16 protein-coding genes are annotated in these 13,533 nt (G+C 68.1%); 11 read left to right on the top strand and 5 right to left on the bottom strand.

The window, feature by feature from the left end:
• Positions 1-68 precede the first annotated feature (68 nt).
• Positions 69-1,163 (bottom strand): histidine kinase dimerization/phosphoacceptor domain -containing protein, encoded by a 1,095-nt coding sequence (locus tag HSX43_RS07815; protein ID WP_179379546.1) that lies wholly within the window; start codon positions 1,161-1,163, stop codon positions 69-71.
• Positions 1,164-1,389: 226 nt separating this feature from the next.
• A complete protein-coding gene (locus HSX43_RS07810; RefSeq protein WP_179379545.1) occupies positions 1,390-2,964 on the bottom strand; it encodes a bifunctional metallophosphatase/5'-nucleotidase in 1,575 nt (524 codons plus the stop codon).
• Positions 2,965-3,083: 119 nt separating this feature from the next.
• Here HSX43_RS07810 and HSX43_RS07805 point away from each other — a divergent pair, with 119 nt between their 5' ends.
• Both HSX43_RS07805 and HSX43_RS07800 read left to right on the top strand, forming a co-directional pair.
• Positions 3,084-3,419 (top strand): DUF952 domain-containing protein, encoded by a 336-nt coding sequence (locus tag HSX43_RS07805; RefSeq protein ID WP_179379544.1) that lies wholly within the window; start codon positions 3,084-3,086, stop codon positions 3,417-3,419.
• Complete coding sequence (locus HSX43_RS07800; RefSeq protein ID WP_179379543.1) at positions 3,416-4,462, top strand: quinone-dependent dihydroorotate dehydrogenase; 1,047 nt, start codon at positions 3,416-3,418, stop codon at positions 4,460-4,462. The genes HSX43_RS07805 and HSX43_RS07800 overlap by 4 nt, the downstream gene beginning before the upstream one ends.
• 45 nt (positions 4,463-4,507) lie before the next feature.
• On the opposite strand, the gene HSX43_RS07795 is transcribed toward HSX43_RS07800, so the two are convergent.
• Genes HSX43_RS07795 through HSX43_RS07785 form a run of 3 tightly spaced genes read right to left on the bottom strand, consistent with a single transcriptional unit; the run spans position 4,508 to position 6,806 of the window.
• The gene (locus HSX43_RS07795; RefSeq protein WP_179379542.1) at positions 4,508-5,836 is read right to left on the bottom strand and encodes an MATE family efflux transporter; all 1,329 of its coding nucleotides are present in this window, start codon (positions 5,834-5,836) and stop codon (positions 4,508-4,510) included.
• Positions 5,833-6,336, bottom strand: coding sequence for a PaaI family thioesterase (locus HSX43_RS07790; RefSeq protein WP_179379541.1), 504 nt, complete (start codon positions 6,334-6,336; stop codon positions 5,833-5,835). Before HSX43_RS07790 ends, HSX43_RS07795 begins: the two co-directional genes overlap by 4 nt.
• On the bottom strand, positions 6,333-6,806 hold the full coding sequence (locus HSX43_RS07785; protein ID WP_179379540.1) for a PaaI family thioesterase: 474 nt from the start codon (positions 6,804-6,806) through the stop codon (positions 6,333-6,335). Before HSX43_RS07785 ends, HSX43_RS07790 begins: the two co-directional genes overlap by 4 nt.
• A 94-nt stretch (positions 6,807-6,900) precedes the next feature.
• Between HSX43_RS07785 and HSX43_RS07780 the strand changes: the two genes are divergently transcribed.
• From HSX43_RS07780 to HSX43_RS07740, 9 genes are all read left to right on the top strand, one after another.
• A complete protein-coding gene (locus HSX43_RS07780; RefSeq protein WP_179379539.1) occupies positions 6,901-7,278 on the top strand; it encodes a MerR family transcriptional regulator in 378 nt (125 codons plus the stop codon).
• Positions 7,279-7,585: 307 nt separating this feature from the next.
• Entirely contained in the window at positions 7,586-7,981 is a 396-nt protein-coding gene (locus HSX43_RS07775; protein ID WP_179379538.1) for a MerR family transcriptional regulator, read from the top strand.
• 80 nt (positions 7,982-8,061) lie between these two features.
• Positions 8,062-9,840: an acyl-CoA dehydrogenase C-terminal domain-containing protein gene (locus tag HSX43_RS07770; RefSeq protein ID WP_179379537.1), complete on the top strand. Its 1,779-nt coding sequence runs from the start codon at positions 8,062-8,064 to the stop codon at positions 9,838-9,840.
• A 54-nt stretch (positions 9,841-9,894) separates the two neighbouring features.
• A complete protein-coding gene (locus tag HSX43_RS07765; protein WP_179379536.1) occupies positions 9,895-10,113 on the top strand; it encodes a hypothetical protein in 219 nt (72 codons plus the stop codon).
• A gap of 42 nt (positions 10,114-10,155) precedes the next feature.
• Positions 10,156-10,791 (top strand): glutathione S-transferase family protein, encoded by a 636-nt coding sequence (locus HSX43_RS07760; RefSeq protein WP_179379535.1) that lies wholly within the window; start codon positions 10,156-10,158, stop codon positions 10,789-10,791.
• 40 nt (positions 10,792-10,831) lie between these two features.
• Positions 10,832-11,290, top strand: coding sequence for a membrane protein insertion efficiency factor YidD (gene yidD, locus HSX43_RS07755; protein ID WP_179379534.1), 459 nt, complete (start codon positions 10,832-10,834; stop codon positions 11,288-11,290).
• Between the two features lie 96 nt (positions 11,291-11,386).
• Positions 11,387-12,598 carry an acetyl-CoA C-acetyltransferase gene (locus tag HSX43_RS07750; RefSeq protein ID WP_179379533.1) on the top strand — a complete coding sequence of 404 codons (1,212 nt, stop codon included), beginning with the start codon at positions 11,387-11,389 and terminating at the stop codon, positions 12,596-12,598.
• 41 nt (positions 12,599-12,639) lie between these two features.
• The gene (locus HSX43_RS07745) at positions 12,640-13,053 is read left to right on the top strand and encodes a hypothetical protein (RefSeq protein ID WP_179379532.1); all 414 of its coding nucleotides are present in this window, start codon (positions 12,640-12,642) and stop codon (positions 13,051-13,053) included.
• Complete coding sequence (locus tag HSX43_RS07740) at positions 13,050-13,514, top strand: hypothetical protein (protein WP_179379531.1); 465 nt, start codon at positions 13,050-13,052, stop codon at positions 13,512-13,514. Before HSX43_RS07745 ends, HSX43_RS07740 begins: the two co-directional genes overlap by 4 nt.
• The last annotated feature ends 19 nt before the right edge of the window (positions 13,515-13,533 follow it).

Below are 13,533 nucleotides of genomic sequence, written 5' to 3'. Positions count from 1 at the left end.
CGAGATCGTCGGATCACGCCCGACGAAAACGCGGTCTTCGAAGTCTGGTGCCGCACCGCGACCGCCGCTCAATCGTTCGTGAGACGGAACTCCAGCGCGACGCGGTAGCCCTGCGGTCCCGGGGCCATCTCGAGAACACCGCCGAGTTGCTCGGCCGAGGCGAGCATGATGCGGCGGCCGAGACCGCTCTGCGGGGTCTCCGCCCCGCCGGTCCCGACGCCGTCGTCGACACATTCGAGACGATAGACCCCGTCACCGCCCCGCGCGCCGCTGAGCGCGATGCGGCCCGCGCGTTCGTCGGGGAAGCCGTGCTTGCAGGCGTTCGAAATCATCTCGTTCACGAGGACCCCGAGCGCCGAGGCCCTGCGTGCCTCGAGGTCGAGCGGGTCGACATGGGAGGTGATGTCCACCCCCGCGGGCGCGATGTGGCGCAGGTGAGAGATGACGCGGTTGAGATAGGGCACGATCTCCATCGGCGCTTCGGATTCCTTGGCGCGGTAGAGGTCGTCGTGCAGCGCGACCATCACCTCGATGCGCGACTCCACGGCCATCAGCGCCTCCCGCGTCTCGCCCTCCGCGCGACGCGCGGCCATCCGGGTCATGGCGGCGACATTGGCGAGGCTGTTCTTGACGCGGTGATCGACCTCCCGGCGCATGGCCTCCTGGGCCCGCAGGGCCTCGTGCAGTTCGAGATACTGCATCACCTGGTTCGAGAGGATGCGCAGTGCCCGGCGCTCGGTATCGCCGAGGCGTCGCGGCCGGCGGTCGAGCACGCAGAGCGTGCCGAGGGCGATCCCGCTGCGGGTGACGATCTGGGCCCCGGCGTAGAAGAGGAGCGGGTCGTCCGCGTCGGTGACGAGCGGGTTGTCGGCGGTGCGCATGTCGAGGCGCGTGTCGGGGATCTCCAGGATGTCGCCCTGCAGGATGGCGTGGCTGCAGATCGAGGATTCGAGCGGCGTCCCGGTCAGGTCGAGCCCGCAGGCCGCCTCGAAACGCTGGTCGTCGGCGCGCACGATGGAGACGAGCGAGATCGGGCACTGGCAGATCTGCGCGGCGAGTTCAGCGATGCTGTCGAACTCCCCCGCATGGCTGTCGGTGCCGAGTTCGTAGCGGTCGATCGCGGCAAGCCGCGCCTTCTGGTCGAGTGAAATTGGAGCGAGCATGTCGGCAGTCCTCGGTTTCGCCTTGCAGGTGCGAACGTCGGTTCGGGCGGTCGTTCCGGGGTGCCCCCCGCCCGGGTGCAGAATTGTCCACTAAATAGGACACTTTTGCAAATACGCAACTTACACTCTTGTTTACATTCACAACCGAAGAGCGAAGAGCAACCCTAAAAGGTTGCTCTCCACAGATTTTTTTGGGCCGTTTGTCAGAGATTTCTGACAGGGACCCCTACTTCGCGACGATGCGGTCGTCGGTGAAGGGCGTGTAGGGCCCGTTCTCGGCGAGGTACTCGGCCGTCACATCAGCGAGGTCCGGGCCGAAATCGTAGGCATCGGCGGCATCCACGAACATCGCGTAGCCGTCGCCGCCGTTGCGGACGTAGTTGTTCGACACGACGCCGTAGGTCTTGGCGGGATCGAGCGGCTCGCCGCCGACCATCACGTCGCTGATGCGGCTGCCTGGCTCGGCGCTCGCATCGAAGGCGTAGGACATGCCGGCGACCTGCGGGAAGCGCCCGGCGCCCTCCTCGATCTCGCTGACGCCGTTTTCGAGCGCCGCGAGGATCGCCGCGCCGTCGACACGGAACGTCGAGAGGGTGTTCTGGAACGGCAGGACGGTGAGCACCTCGCCCATCGTTACCTCGCCGGCGTCGATCGACGCGCGGATCCCGCCGCCGTTCTGAATGGCGATGTCGATGCCCTGGTCGGCGACGCGGTCGAGCATCGCATCGGCGATCAGCACGCCCATGGCGCAGACCTGCGCGCGGCAGACCTCGCGGGAGCCTTCGATGGCTTCGGCGGATTCGCCGATCACGCGGGCCTTCAGCTCCTCGATGGGGCCGGCCAGCTCGGCGATGCGGGCGGCGATCTCCTCGTCGGGGGTGACGGAGGCGTCGAGCAGGCTCGTGTCGCCCGTGGCCGACAGCACGTTGCCCTCGGCGTCGAATTCGAGCGTCAGGTGGCCCACGTACTTCGAGTAGGCATAGGCCTGCACGATCGGCACGCCATTCACCTCGGTCGGATAGCTCGGGGTGTCCTCCTCGGTGTTCGACAGGAGCGTGTGGGAATGCCCGCCGACGATGGCGTCGAGGCCGGTCACGCCCTCGGCGATCTCGCGGTCCTTCGGCAGGCCCACGTGGGTGAGCGCAATGATCTTGGTCACGCCCTCCTCGGTGAGCGCATCGACATCGGCCTGCAGCGCCTCGATCTCGTCCTGGAAGATGACGTTCGGGCCGGGGCTCGACGTCTCGGTCGTGTCGGTCGCGAGGGCCGAGACGATGCCGATGCGCTCGCCGCCGACCTCGAGGATGATGTGATCGGCGACCTGCTCGTCGCCCAGCACGTCCGACTGGCTCAGGTCGAGGTTGCCGGAGATGATCGGCACCTCCACCTCGCCCGAGAACTCGGCCAGCTGCTCGGGGCCGTCGTCGAACTCGTGGTTGCCCACGGCCATGGCGTCGAAGCCGATGGCGTTCATCATCTCGGCTTCGACGTCGCCCTTGAAGGTGGTGTACATGAGCGACCCCTGGAACTGGTCGCCGGCGTCGAGGACGATCAGGTTCTCGCCCTCGAGCTCGGCGCGTTTGGCGTCGATGAAGGTCTTGACCCGCGCCACGCCGCCGAAGCATTCGCCCGCCGCGTCATCCTCGGCCGAACAGGTGGAATCGAAGCGGTTGATCGGCTCGATCCGGCTGTGCAGGTCGTTGATGTGCAGGATGTGCAGCGTATAGGCCGCGTGGCCGTCGGCGGCGGCGGTGCCCGCGGTCAGCGCAAGGGCCGCGGTGGCGGTCAGGAATCGGTTCATGTCTCTTAAACCCCCTTAGGTTGGATGGATGGGATCGTGCGCAGGTCCCTCCACCTTGTCAAAGCGATATGACCGCCGGGTGACTTGACGCAGCGGGACCGGGGCGGCAGAGGGCGGCCATGATCTACAAATTGTTCCGAACGCCCGAATGGGAGGCGCTGCGTGGCGACGGCAGCACGCGCGGCGCGCCGATCGACCTGGAGGACGGCTACATCCACTTCTCCACGGCCGCGCAGGTGGCCGAGACGGCGGCGAAGCACTTCGCCGGGGTCGAGGGGCTCTGGCTCGTCGGGGTGGAGGACGCGGCGCTCGGCGATGCGCTCCGCTGGGAGGTTTCGCGCGGGGGGGCGGAGTTCCCCCATCTCTATGCACCCCTGCGCCTCGATCAGGTCGCCTGGGCGCAACCCCTGCCCCTCGTCGACGGCGCGCATGACTTTCCCGCGGGGCTCGCGTGATCGAGCGCGCGGGGCTCGCCCTCCTCCACCGGCTCGACCCGGAGCGGGCGCATGGCGTGGCGCTCGCGGCGCTGAATGCGGGGCTCGGACCACGCGGCGGGCCGGTGACGTCGCCCAGGTTGCGCACGACACTTGCGGGGCTGGACCTGCCCAACCCGGTGGGGCTCGCCGCCGGGTTCGACAAGAACGCGACCGCTCTCGCCCCCCTTGCCCGCACGGCTTTCGGCTTTCTCGAGGTCGGGGCTGCGACGCCGCGCCCGCAGCCGGGCAACCCCAGGCCGCGCCTCTTCCGGTTGAGCGAGGATGCGGCGGCGATCAACCGCTTCGGCTTCAACAACGACGGGATGGAGGCGATCGCCGCGCGGCTTGCCAGCCGCCCAGCTGGCATGGCGATCGGGCTGAACCTCGGAGCCAACAAGGACAGCGCCGACCGGGCCGAGGATTTCGCCCGCGTGCTCACGACCTGCGGGCCGCATGTGGATTTCGCCACCGTCAACGTGTCGAGCCCGAACACCGAGAAGCTGCGCGACCTGCAGGGGCCCGAGGCGCTCTCGGCGCTTCTCGCGGGCGTCCTGGCCGCGCGCGATGCGCTGCCGCGGCCTGTTCCGGTCTTCCTCAAGATCGCGCCGGACCTAACCGAGGCGGAACTCGCCGGCGTGGCCGACGCGGCGCGGGACGTGGACGCGATCATAGCGACGAACACCACACTCGACCGCGACGGGCTGACATCCCGGCACCGGGCGGAAGCCGGGGGCCTCTCGGGGCAGCCGCTCTTCGAGAAATCGACCCGCACGCTCGCCCGGCTGTCGACGCTGACCGACCGGCCGCTCGTGGGCGTGGGCGGCGTGGCGACGGCGGAGCAGGCCTATGCCAAGATCCGGGCGGGGGCCTCGGCCGTGCAGCTCTATACGGCGCTGGTCTATGATGGGCTCTCCTTGCCGAGCCGGATCGCACGCGGGCTCGACAGGCTGCTCGCACGGGACGGCTTCGACAGCGTCGCCGAGGCCGTGGGAACGGATCGCGCGGAGTGGCTGGCATCGTAGAGCGCGACGGACCCAAAAGTCTTCAGGAAGACTTTTGGACGCAGACTATTCCCGAATAGTCTGCGCTCCCGCAGCCCGGACAAGCGCCGGATACCGCCAGCCGAGCGTCGCACCGCGCACGACGAAAGACACCATAAGCGCAGCCCAGAGCCCGTGCGCCCCGAAGAGCGGCACGAGGGCGAGGAGTGCCAGCAGGTAGGCCACGAAGCTGAGGATCATCATGTTGCGCATGTCGCGCGTGCGCGTGGCCCCGATGAAGACCCCGTCGAGCATGAAGGCCGCGACCCCGAGGAGCGGCATGATCCAGACCCAGCCAAGGAACCGGCGCGCCTCGGCGCGCACCGGCTCGGCCGTCGTCATCAGGTCGATGAACCAGCCGCCACCCAGCACGTAGGCCACGGCCACCGCCGCCGACGTCCCGACCGCCCAGGCCCCGCAGAGCCGCACGGCCCGGCGAAGGCGTGCCCGGTCGCCCGCTCCGAAGAACCGCCCCACGAGCGCCTCGACCGCGAAGGCGAAACCGTCGAGCGCGTAGGAGGTGATGTAGACGAGCTGCAACAGGACCTGGTTCGCGGCGAGCGTGACCGTGCCGAAGGTGCCGCCGGTCAGCAGGAAGGACGTGAACGTGGCCTGAAGCAGAACCGAGCGGATCAGGATGTCGGCGTTGACGGCCATCATCCGGCGCAAGCGCGCGGGCTCCAGCACCTGCGCCCGGTCGCGCCACGCGGTCCCGGCGAAGGCGGCGCGGCAGAACCAGAGCGCCAGCGCCACGCCCGACCATTCGGCGATGACCGTGGCGATGGCCACCCCCTCCACGCCCCAGCCGAGGCCCAGGACGAACCAGAGATCGAGCAGGATGTTCGCCCCGTTCATGACGAGTTGCAGCACGAGGACGGCCGCCGTGCGCTCCTGCGCGATGAGCCAGCCGGTGAGCCCGTAGAGCGCGATCGCCGCCGGGGCCGAGAGGATACGGATCGACATGTAGGACCGCGCGAGCGCCTCGACCTCCGCGGTGACCGGCGCGATCCGGAAGGCGGCGGCGAAGACGAGGCCCTGTCCCAGGATCAGCAGGCACCCGGCCGTCGCCCCGATCAGGAGCGCGCGCGACAGGAGCGCGACGAGCTCGCCCGCGTCCCCCGCCCCGAGGGCCTGCGCCGCAAGGCCGGTCGTGCCCATGCGCAGGAAGCCGAAGATCCAGTAGACCGAGGCGAGGATGATCGCCCCCGCGCCCACCGCCGCCAGGGGAGCGGCCTCGCCGATCTGACCCACGACGCCCGTGTCGACCGCGCCCAGGATCGGGACCGTCGCGTTCGACAGCACCACCGGCACGGCGATGCGCAGGATTCGGCGGTGGGTCAGTGCGGGCGGGCTCACGCCGCGGGGGGCGGCATCAGGAAGTGCCCCGTCGCCTGCGCGAAGAGGCGGTCGCGGTTGTCCTGCCACGCCTCGACGTGGACGCTGGCGTAGCGGCGGCCCGAGCGGTTGAGGCGGGCGCGGGCGTAGCCGTCGCGCGGCAGGCCGGCGCGCAGGTAGTCGACCGAGAAATCGATGGTCTTGGGCAGCCGCGGCAGGGTCTCGGGCGTGAGCGCCTCGGCATCGAGGCGACCGGCTTCGAGATCGTCCCACAGCATGGCCCAGCTGAGCGTGACGATGGCCGTCACCTCGAGGAAGGCGGCGGTCACGCCCCCGTGGAGCGCGGGCAGCATCGGGTTGCCGATGAGCTTCGGATCGAAATGCAGCACCCCGGTCAGCTCGTCGCCCCGCCGGTCGAAGGTGATGCCGAGGAAGCGGACGTAGGGCACGCCGTCGACGAGCGCGCGCAGGGCTGCGTCGCGGCGCTGCTTGATGACCTGGATCGGCTCGGGCCTCTTCACTGCGCGCGCCCCCCGCCGTCGCGGCCCCGGTCGAGCGTGAAGGCCCCGTTCGCCACCGCGACGGGGCCTTTGTCGGTGTCTTCGTCGAAGGCCTCGGCCCGCACGAAGGCGACCGAGCGGGTGACATGGTGGCAGACGGCGCGCGCTGTGATCACCTGATGCGGGGTGGCGGCGCGCATGTAGTCGATGCGCAGGTCCATCGTCGCCGTCGAGACGGGCGCGGTCGGATGCGACAGGACGGCAGCACCGCCCGTCGTGTCCATGAGCGCCGAAACCGCGCCGCCGTGGACGACGCCGGTGCGCGGATCGCCGACGATGTCCGCGGCCCAGGGCATCGAGATCGTGGCCTCGCCGGCACCGACGTCCTCCACCTTCATCGAAAGCGCGCGGCAATGCGGCAAGGCGGCGATGAACTGATGCGCGGCCCGGGCGCGGGCCTCGGCCGTTGCGGCGTCGGTGTCGTCGGTCATGGGCGCAGCCTTGCCCGCTCCCGCCCCGACCCGCAAGTCCGCCCGATAGACAGGGCGCGCCCGGGCGTGGCAGACTGACGCACGGGAGGACAAGATGCCGGACAAGATCGACTTCAAGGCGATGTGCGCGAAATTCGACGTGACGCCGCGGACGCTGCGCCACTACGAGTACATCGAGCTGCTGTTTCCCGAGCGCGTCGGACGCGCGCGATTCTATGGCCCCCGCGACATTGCGCGGATGACCCTCATCATGCGGGGTCGGAAGTTCGGATTCTCGCTCGAGGAGATCCGGCAATGGCTCGAACTCTACGACGCCGACCCCGAGGGGCGCACGCAGATGCAGGCCTGGATCGAGCTGGCGAACGGGCAGCTCGACGAACTGGCCGAGCGGCGGCGCGACCTCGACGAGGCGATCGCGGAGCTGACGCGCCTGCGCGACCGGGTCCAGTCGGAGCTGACGACGAAAGCCTGAGCCGCCCGCGCTCACGAACTGTTGCAAAAGCCGCAATTCGGCCCCCCGGGCGCGTTATGGCGCGCCGACCCCCGCGATACGCAACAATGGCAATCCTTGCGCAGGGAAAGCCGCAGGATCCTTACCGGTTTCCCCTGCGGCACGCAGCGATCTGACCCATGGTGCCCTGCTTGACCTCGCTCCCCGCTACGTCAACCGTGAAAGTGACGTAACGTCTGCCTTACGTAAACGTCACCCTATCTTGTATTCGAAGGTCGAGATCCGCATCTGGCCCAACGCCACGATGACCGGACAAAGGAACACTAGGATGTCTGACGACCTGATGACGATCCGCGAGATGTGTGACGCCTTCGACGTCACGCCCCGCACCCTGCGCTTCTACGAGGCGAAGGAGCTGCTCTTCCCGCAGCGGGAGGGCCAGCGCCGCTGGTTCACGCGTCGCGACCGCGCGCGCCTCAAGCTGATCCTGCGGGGCAAGCGCTTCGGCTTCTCGCTCGAGGACATTCGCCAGCTGCTCGACCTCTACGACCTCGGCGACAACCAGTACACGCAGTTCGCGCGGTCCTACGAGATCGGACAGGAGCGGCTCAACACCATGCGCGAGCAGCGTGCCGAGCTCGACAGCGCCATCGCCGACCTCGAGGAGCAGCTGCGGTGGGGTGAGAAGATGATGGACCAGATCCAGGCGCGCAAGGCCGGCTGATCCACGGGCTTTCGGGGCGGCCCTGACGTGCCCCGGGAATTGACAGGGCTGCGGCCCCACCGTCTTGAGGAGGATGACAGATGCCAAGCTATACCGCCCCCACGAAGGACATGCAGTTCGTTCTGCATGATGTCCTGCAGGCCTCGACCCAGGATATTCCGGGCTACGACGAGATGGACCGCGACTTCACCGGGGCCGTCCTCGAGGAGGCCGGCAAGGTGGCGCAGGACGTGCTGCATCCGCTCAACGTCGTCGGCGACACCCAGGGCTGCACGCTCGAAAACGGCGTCGTGCGCACGCCCGAGGGTTTCAAGGCGGCCTTCGACCAGGTGCGCGAGGGCGGCTGGACCGCGCTCGACGCCGACATCGAGTACGGCGGCCAGGGCCTGCCCTACCTCATGCACACGGGCGTCGGCGAGATCCTCAGCGCCGCGAACATGGCCTTCAACATGTATCAGGGCCTGACCCACGGGGCCTACTCCGCGATCCATGCCCACGGCACCGACGCGCAGAAGCAGAAGTGGCTGCCGAAGATGGTTTCCTGCGAGTGGACCGGCACCATGAACCTCACCGAGCCGCATTGCGGCACGGACCTCGGGCTGATGCGCACCAAGGCCGTCCCGCAGGACGACGGCAGCTACAAGATCTCGGGCCAGAAGATCTTCATCTCGGCCGGCGACCACGACATGTCCGAGAACATCGTCCACCTGGTGCTGGCCAAGATCCAGGGCGGCCCCGAGGGCATCAAGGGCGTCTCGCTCTTCATCGTGCCGAAGATCATGGTCGACGACGAAGGCAACCTCGGCGCGCGCAATGGCGTCTCGGTCGGCAAGATCGAGGAGAAGATGGGGATCCACGGGAACTCCACCTGCGTGATGAATTACGACGAGGCGACGGGCTACCTGCTCGGGACCGAGCACAAGGGCATGCGCGCGATGTTCACGATGATGAACGAGGCGCGTCTGGGCGTGGGCCTTCAGGGCTATGCCCAGGCCGAGATCGCCTACCAGAACGCGCTGGCCTATGCGCTCGACCGTCTGCAGGGGCGTGACGTGACCGGCACGAAGAACCCCGACGGGCCGGCCGACCCGCTGATCGTGCACCCCGACATCCGCCGCAACCTGATGGACCAGAAGTCCTTCGTCGAGGGCGCGCGTGCCTTCGTCTTCTGGGGCGCGATGATGATCGACCGGGCGCACCGCAACGGCGACAAGGATGCCGACGGGCTGATCTCGCTGCTGACCCCGATCATCAAGGGCTTCCTGACCGACAAGGGCTTCGAGTACGCCACCGCCGCGCAGCAGGTCTACGGCGGCCACGGCTACATCGAGGAATGGGGCATGTCGCAGTTCGCCCGCGACGCGCGGATCGCGATGATCTACGAGGGCGCGAACGGCGTTCAGGCGCTCGACCTCGTGGGCCGCAAGCTGGCCGTCGACGGCGGCAAGCACGTCATGGCCTTCTTCGACATGGTCAAGAGCTTCATCAAGGAGAATGCCGAGGACGAGACGCTCCAGGCCGGCTTCCTTGACCCGCTCAAGGCCGCGTCGAAGGACCTGCAGGCCGCGGGCATGTACTTCATGCAGAACGGCATGAAGAACCCGAACGCGGCGCTCGCCGGCTCCTACGACTTCATGACGATGTTCGGTCATGTGTGCCTCGGCCTCATGTGGGCCAAGATGGCCAAGGCCGCCGGGGCCGCGCTCAAGCAGGACGGGGCCGACCGCGACTTCCTCGAAGCCAAGATCGCCACGGGCCGCTACTACATGGCGCGCCAGCTTCCGGCGACGGGCATGCACCTTGCCCGCATCCAGTCGGGGCCCGAAAACGTGATGGGTCTCGAAGCGACCGCCTTTTGACGATCCGTGCCGTGTCGGCCCATGGTGGGCCGGCACGCACACCGGAGGAATGGCATGGCCCGCGCTCAACGTCTCACCCGTCGCTTTCCCGCGCAGATGTCCGAAGCTGGCTACCGGCGGCTGCGGAAGTTCGCGGCCGAGGCGGGGCTCGACGAGGGCGAGGCGCTCTCATTCCTCTTCGAGAACTTCGACAGCGTGACCCACGCTGACAACCTGCCCCACCGCCTGGGGCTGCATAAGGCGATGCTGGAGCGGCGCGCGGCCAAGAGCTGAGACCGCACCGATGACGACGACGGCGCTTCGGGAGGAGGCACCATGACGATCAAGCTGCACTGCTTCGGCGAGAGCGGGAACAGCTACAAGGCCGCCCTGGCCCTGGAGCTCTCCGGTCTCGACTGGGAACCGGTGAAGGTCGACTTCTTCGGCGGCCAGACCCGTACGCCCGAATGGCGCGAGACGAACGCCATGGGCGAAGCCCCGGTCCTCGTCGATGGCGACTTCCGCCTGTCGCAATCGGGAGCGATCCAGCAGTGGATCAGCGACCGCACGGGGCGTTTCGGCGGTGAGGGCGACGCGCGCTACGAGGTGCTGCGGTGGGTGCTCTGGGACAACCACAAGCTCAGCTCGCAGGCCGGCATGACCCGCTTCCTGATGAACTTCCTGCCTGCGGACAAGCGTCCGGCTGAGGTCATCGCCTTCAGCAAGGGTCGCCTCAAGGCCGCCTATGCGACGCTGAACGCCCATCTCGATGGACGCAGTTGGATCGTGGGCGACGACGTCACCAACGCCGACCTCTCCTGCTGCGGCTATCTCTTCTACCCGGAGCCTTTCGGCTTCGACCGCGCCGACTGGCCCCATATCGACGCCTGGCTCGACCGCGTCAGCGCCCTGCCCGGTTGGAAGGCTCCCTACGAGCTGATGCCCGGCAATCCGTCGGAGCGTGGCGCGTGATGCCTGTTGCGCCCCTAGGCCAGTTGGCTACGGTCGGGAAATGTTCTCCCGTGCGGCCCTCGTCGGCATCGACTTCTACCAACGCCACGTCAGCCCGCGCAAAGGGTACCGCTGCGCCTATTCGGTGCATCATGGGGGAACCGGCTGTTCCGGCTATGCCAAGCACGCGATCCGGGACCATGGCCTCTGGCGGGCGATCCCCCTCGTGCATCAACGCTTCCGGGATTGCGCTACGGCCTATGCGCAAATGCGCCGCGAAGACGATGGCATGTCCGAGGTCGAACGCCGTGAAGACGCCCGCAACCGGCGTCGGAACCGTCGCAACTCCTGTTGCGACGCGGGCTGCTACGGCCTTGAGGGCTGCGCTCTCATCCCGTCCCTCTGCCGCGGCGGATCCGCTGCAAAGACGGCGGCCCAATCCAAGAGTTGCGACGTCAATCCCTGCGACGGCGACGTCGGCTGCGGCAGCTGCGAAGTCGACGTCTGTTCCTGCGGCTGAGGCCGCAGTCTGTTTGCTTTCCCGAACACCCCCGACCGCAGGCGCGGCCGGGCAGATCAAGACCACGGGCAACTCTCACGCCCCGAGGAGGATACTATGACCGAAGCCTATATCTACGACGCCATCCGCACGCCGCGGGGCAAGGGCCGCAAGGACGGCAGCCTGCACGAGGTCACCGCCGCACGGCTCTCGGCGGGGATGCTCGACGCCCTGAAGGCGCGCAACGGCTTCGAGGGCCACGCCGTCGAGGACGTCATCTGGGGCAACGCCACGCAGGTGATGGAACAGGGCGGCTGTCTCGCCCGGACGGCCGTTCTGGCCTCCGATCTGGACGAGCGCATCCCGGGCCTCTCCATCAACCGGTTCTGCGCGTCCGGCATGGAAGCCGTGAACCTCGCCGCCAATCAGGTCGCCGGCGGGGCCGGTGACGGCTACATCGCGGGCGGCGTCGAGATGATGAGCCGCGTCGCCATGGGCTCCGACGGGGCGGCCGTGGCCGTCGACCCGTCGATCGCCATGAACAGCTACTTCGTGCCGCAGGGCATTTCGGCCGACATCATCGCCACCGAATACGGCTTCAGCCGCGACGACGCCGACGCCTTCGCCGTCGAGAGCCAGAAGCGCGCCGCCGCCGCCTGGGAGGACAAGCGCTTTGACAAGTCGATCGTGCCCGTCCACGACATCAACGGCCTGCCGATCCTCGACCACGACGAGTACATCCGTCCGGGCACCGACATGCAGTCGCTGGGCTCCCTCAACCCCGCGTTCGAGGCGATGGGCACGACGATGCCCGGCTTCGACAAGATCGCGCTGATGAAGTACCCGCACCTCGAGCGGATCGAGCACATCCACACCGCCGGCAACTCCTCGGGGATCGTGGACGGCGCGGCAGGCGTCCTGATCGGCAACAAGGAGTTCGGGGAGAAGTGGGGCCTCACCCCCCGCGCCCGCATCAAGGCCACCGCCAAGATCGGCACCGACCCGACCATCATGCTGACCGGCCCGGTCCCGGTGACCGAGAAGATCCTGGCCGACAACGGCATGTCGATCGGTGACATCGACCTCTTCGAAGTGAACGAGGCGTTCTCGTCGGTCGTGTTGCGCTTCATGCAGGCCTTCGACGTCGATCACGCGAAGCTCAACGTCAACGGCGGCGCGATCGCCATGGGCCACCCGCTCGGTGCGTCGGGCGCGATCATCATCGGCACGCTCCTCGACGAACTCGAGCGCACCGGCAAGGGCACGGGCCTCGCGACGCTCTGCGTCGCGAGCGGCATGGGTGCGGCGACGGTGATCGAACGCATCTGATGGCGCAGGCCCGGGACATATATCAGGACCATCTGGACCGGATGTCCCGGGCCATGTGGGATCGCGACCACGACACCGTGGCGCGGCTCCACGAGATCCCGCATGTCATCCTGCACCCGGACGGTCCGAAGACCTTCGAGACCTTCGAGGCACTATCCGAAGCCGCCCGACAATTCCGGGATCATCTGGACGGTCTGGGCGCGACGGGGTTCCACCGTGTCTGCGAACAGGCGAGCTTCGACCCGCTCAACGCGGACCGCATCACGGGAGTTCACTGGTCCTACATCCTGCGCGGCGGCAATTACCTGACGGAGCCCTACAGCTGCCAGATGGAATTGCTGAGGGACGGCGATGGCCGTTGGTTCACACGCAATTGTATCGTTCCCGGCCTGCGCCACGGCATCCCGACTCCCGACAGCGACGACGGGACGGACACCGGAGGGTCGACGGCATGACATCGGCGCGCGAAACCTATCAGACGCATCTCGACACCGTCTCCCGCCACCTCTGGAACGGCGAGGCCGAGGGTGTCGCCTCCATGCTGCGCTATCCGCATGTGATCCACCTGCCCGAGGCCGACCGCATCATCACCGACCCTGAGGAGCAGAAGAAGGACGCCGAAGCCTTCCGCGAGAGCCTCAGCGCGCTCGGGGCGACTGCCTTTCACCGGCTTTGCCGCGAAGCCCGGTTCGACCCGAACACCGAAGACCGGATCATCGGCATCCACACGACCTACGTGATGCGCGGCGGCAGCTATCTCACCGATCCCTACGACTGCGCCATGTCGCTCCTGCGGCAGGCCGACGGCCGCTGGCTCGCCGATGCGATCCGCGTCTCCGTGCGCAACAGCGGGATGGCCTACTACCACCGCGACAACATCCGAAACCGGCCCATCAACGAGGTGGGCCAGGACTGAACCGCGGGCCGGCGCGCAC

The sequence above is a fragment of the Jannaschia marina genome (assembly GCF_013404595.1).
In the GTDB taxonomy this organism is placed as follows: domain Bacteria; phylum Pseudomonadota; class Alphaproteobacteria; order Rhodobacterales; family Rhodobacteraceae; genus Jannaschia; species Jannaschia marina.
The sequence above is the reverse complement of the archived record's forward strand: the minus strand, read 5'-3'. Positions and strand labels throughout refer to the sequence as shown.

Coding starts and splice junctions, on each gene's coding strand:
- HSX43_RS07815 (WP_179379546.1), bottom strand. CDS start 1,163: ATGCTCGCTCCAATTTCACTCGACCAGAAGGCGCGGCTTGCCGCGATC.
- HSX43_RS07810 (WP_179379545.1), bottom strand. CDS start 2,964: ATGAACCGATTCCTGACCGCCACCGCGGCCCTTGCGCTGACCGCGGGC.
- HSX43_RS07805 (WP_179379544.1), top strand. CDS start 3,084: ATGATCTACAAATTGTTCCGAACGCCCGAATGGGAGGCGCTGCGTGGC.
- HSX43_RS07785 (WP_179379540.1), bottom strand. CDS start 6,806: ATGACCGACGACACCGACGCCGCAACGGCCGAGGCCCGCGCCCGGGCC.
- HSX43_RS07780 (WP_179379539.1), top strand. CDS start 6,901: ATGCCGGACAAGATCGACTTCAAGGCGATGTGCGCGAAATTCGACGTG.
- HSX43_RS07775 (WP_179379538.1), top strand. CDS start 7,586: ATGTCTGACGACCTGATGACGATCCGCGAGATGTGTGACGCCTTCGAC.
- HSX43_RS07770 (WP_179379537.1), top strand. CDS start 8,062: ATGCCAAGCTATACCGCCCCCACGAAGGACATGCAGTTCGTTCTGCAT.
- HSX43_RS07765 (WP_179379536.1), top strand. CDS start 9,895: ATGGCCCGCGCTCAACGTCTCACCCGTCGCTTTCCCGCGCAGATGTCC.
- HSX43_RS07760 (WP_179379535.1), top strand. CDS start 10,156: ATGACGATCAAGCTGCACTGCTTCGGCGAGAGCGGGAACAGCTACAAG.
- yidD (WP_179379534.1), top strand. CDS start 10,832: ATGTTCTCCCGTGCGGCCCTCGTCGGCATCGACTTCTACCAACGCCAC.
- HSX43_RS07750 (WP_179379533.1), top strand. CDS start 11,387: ATGACCGAAGCCTATATCTACGACGCCATCCGCACGCCGCGGGGCAAG.
- HSX43_RS07745 (WP_179379532.1), top strand. CDS start 12,640: ATGTCCCGGGCCATGTGGGATCGCGACCACGACACCGTGGCGCGGCTC.
- HSX43_RS07740 (WP_179379531.1), top strand. CDS start 13,050: ATGACATCGGCGCGCGAAACCTATCAGACGCATCTCGACACCGTCTCC.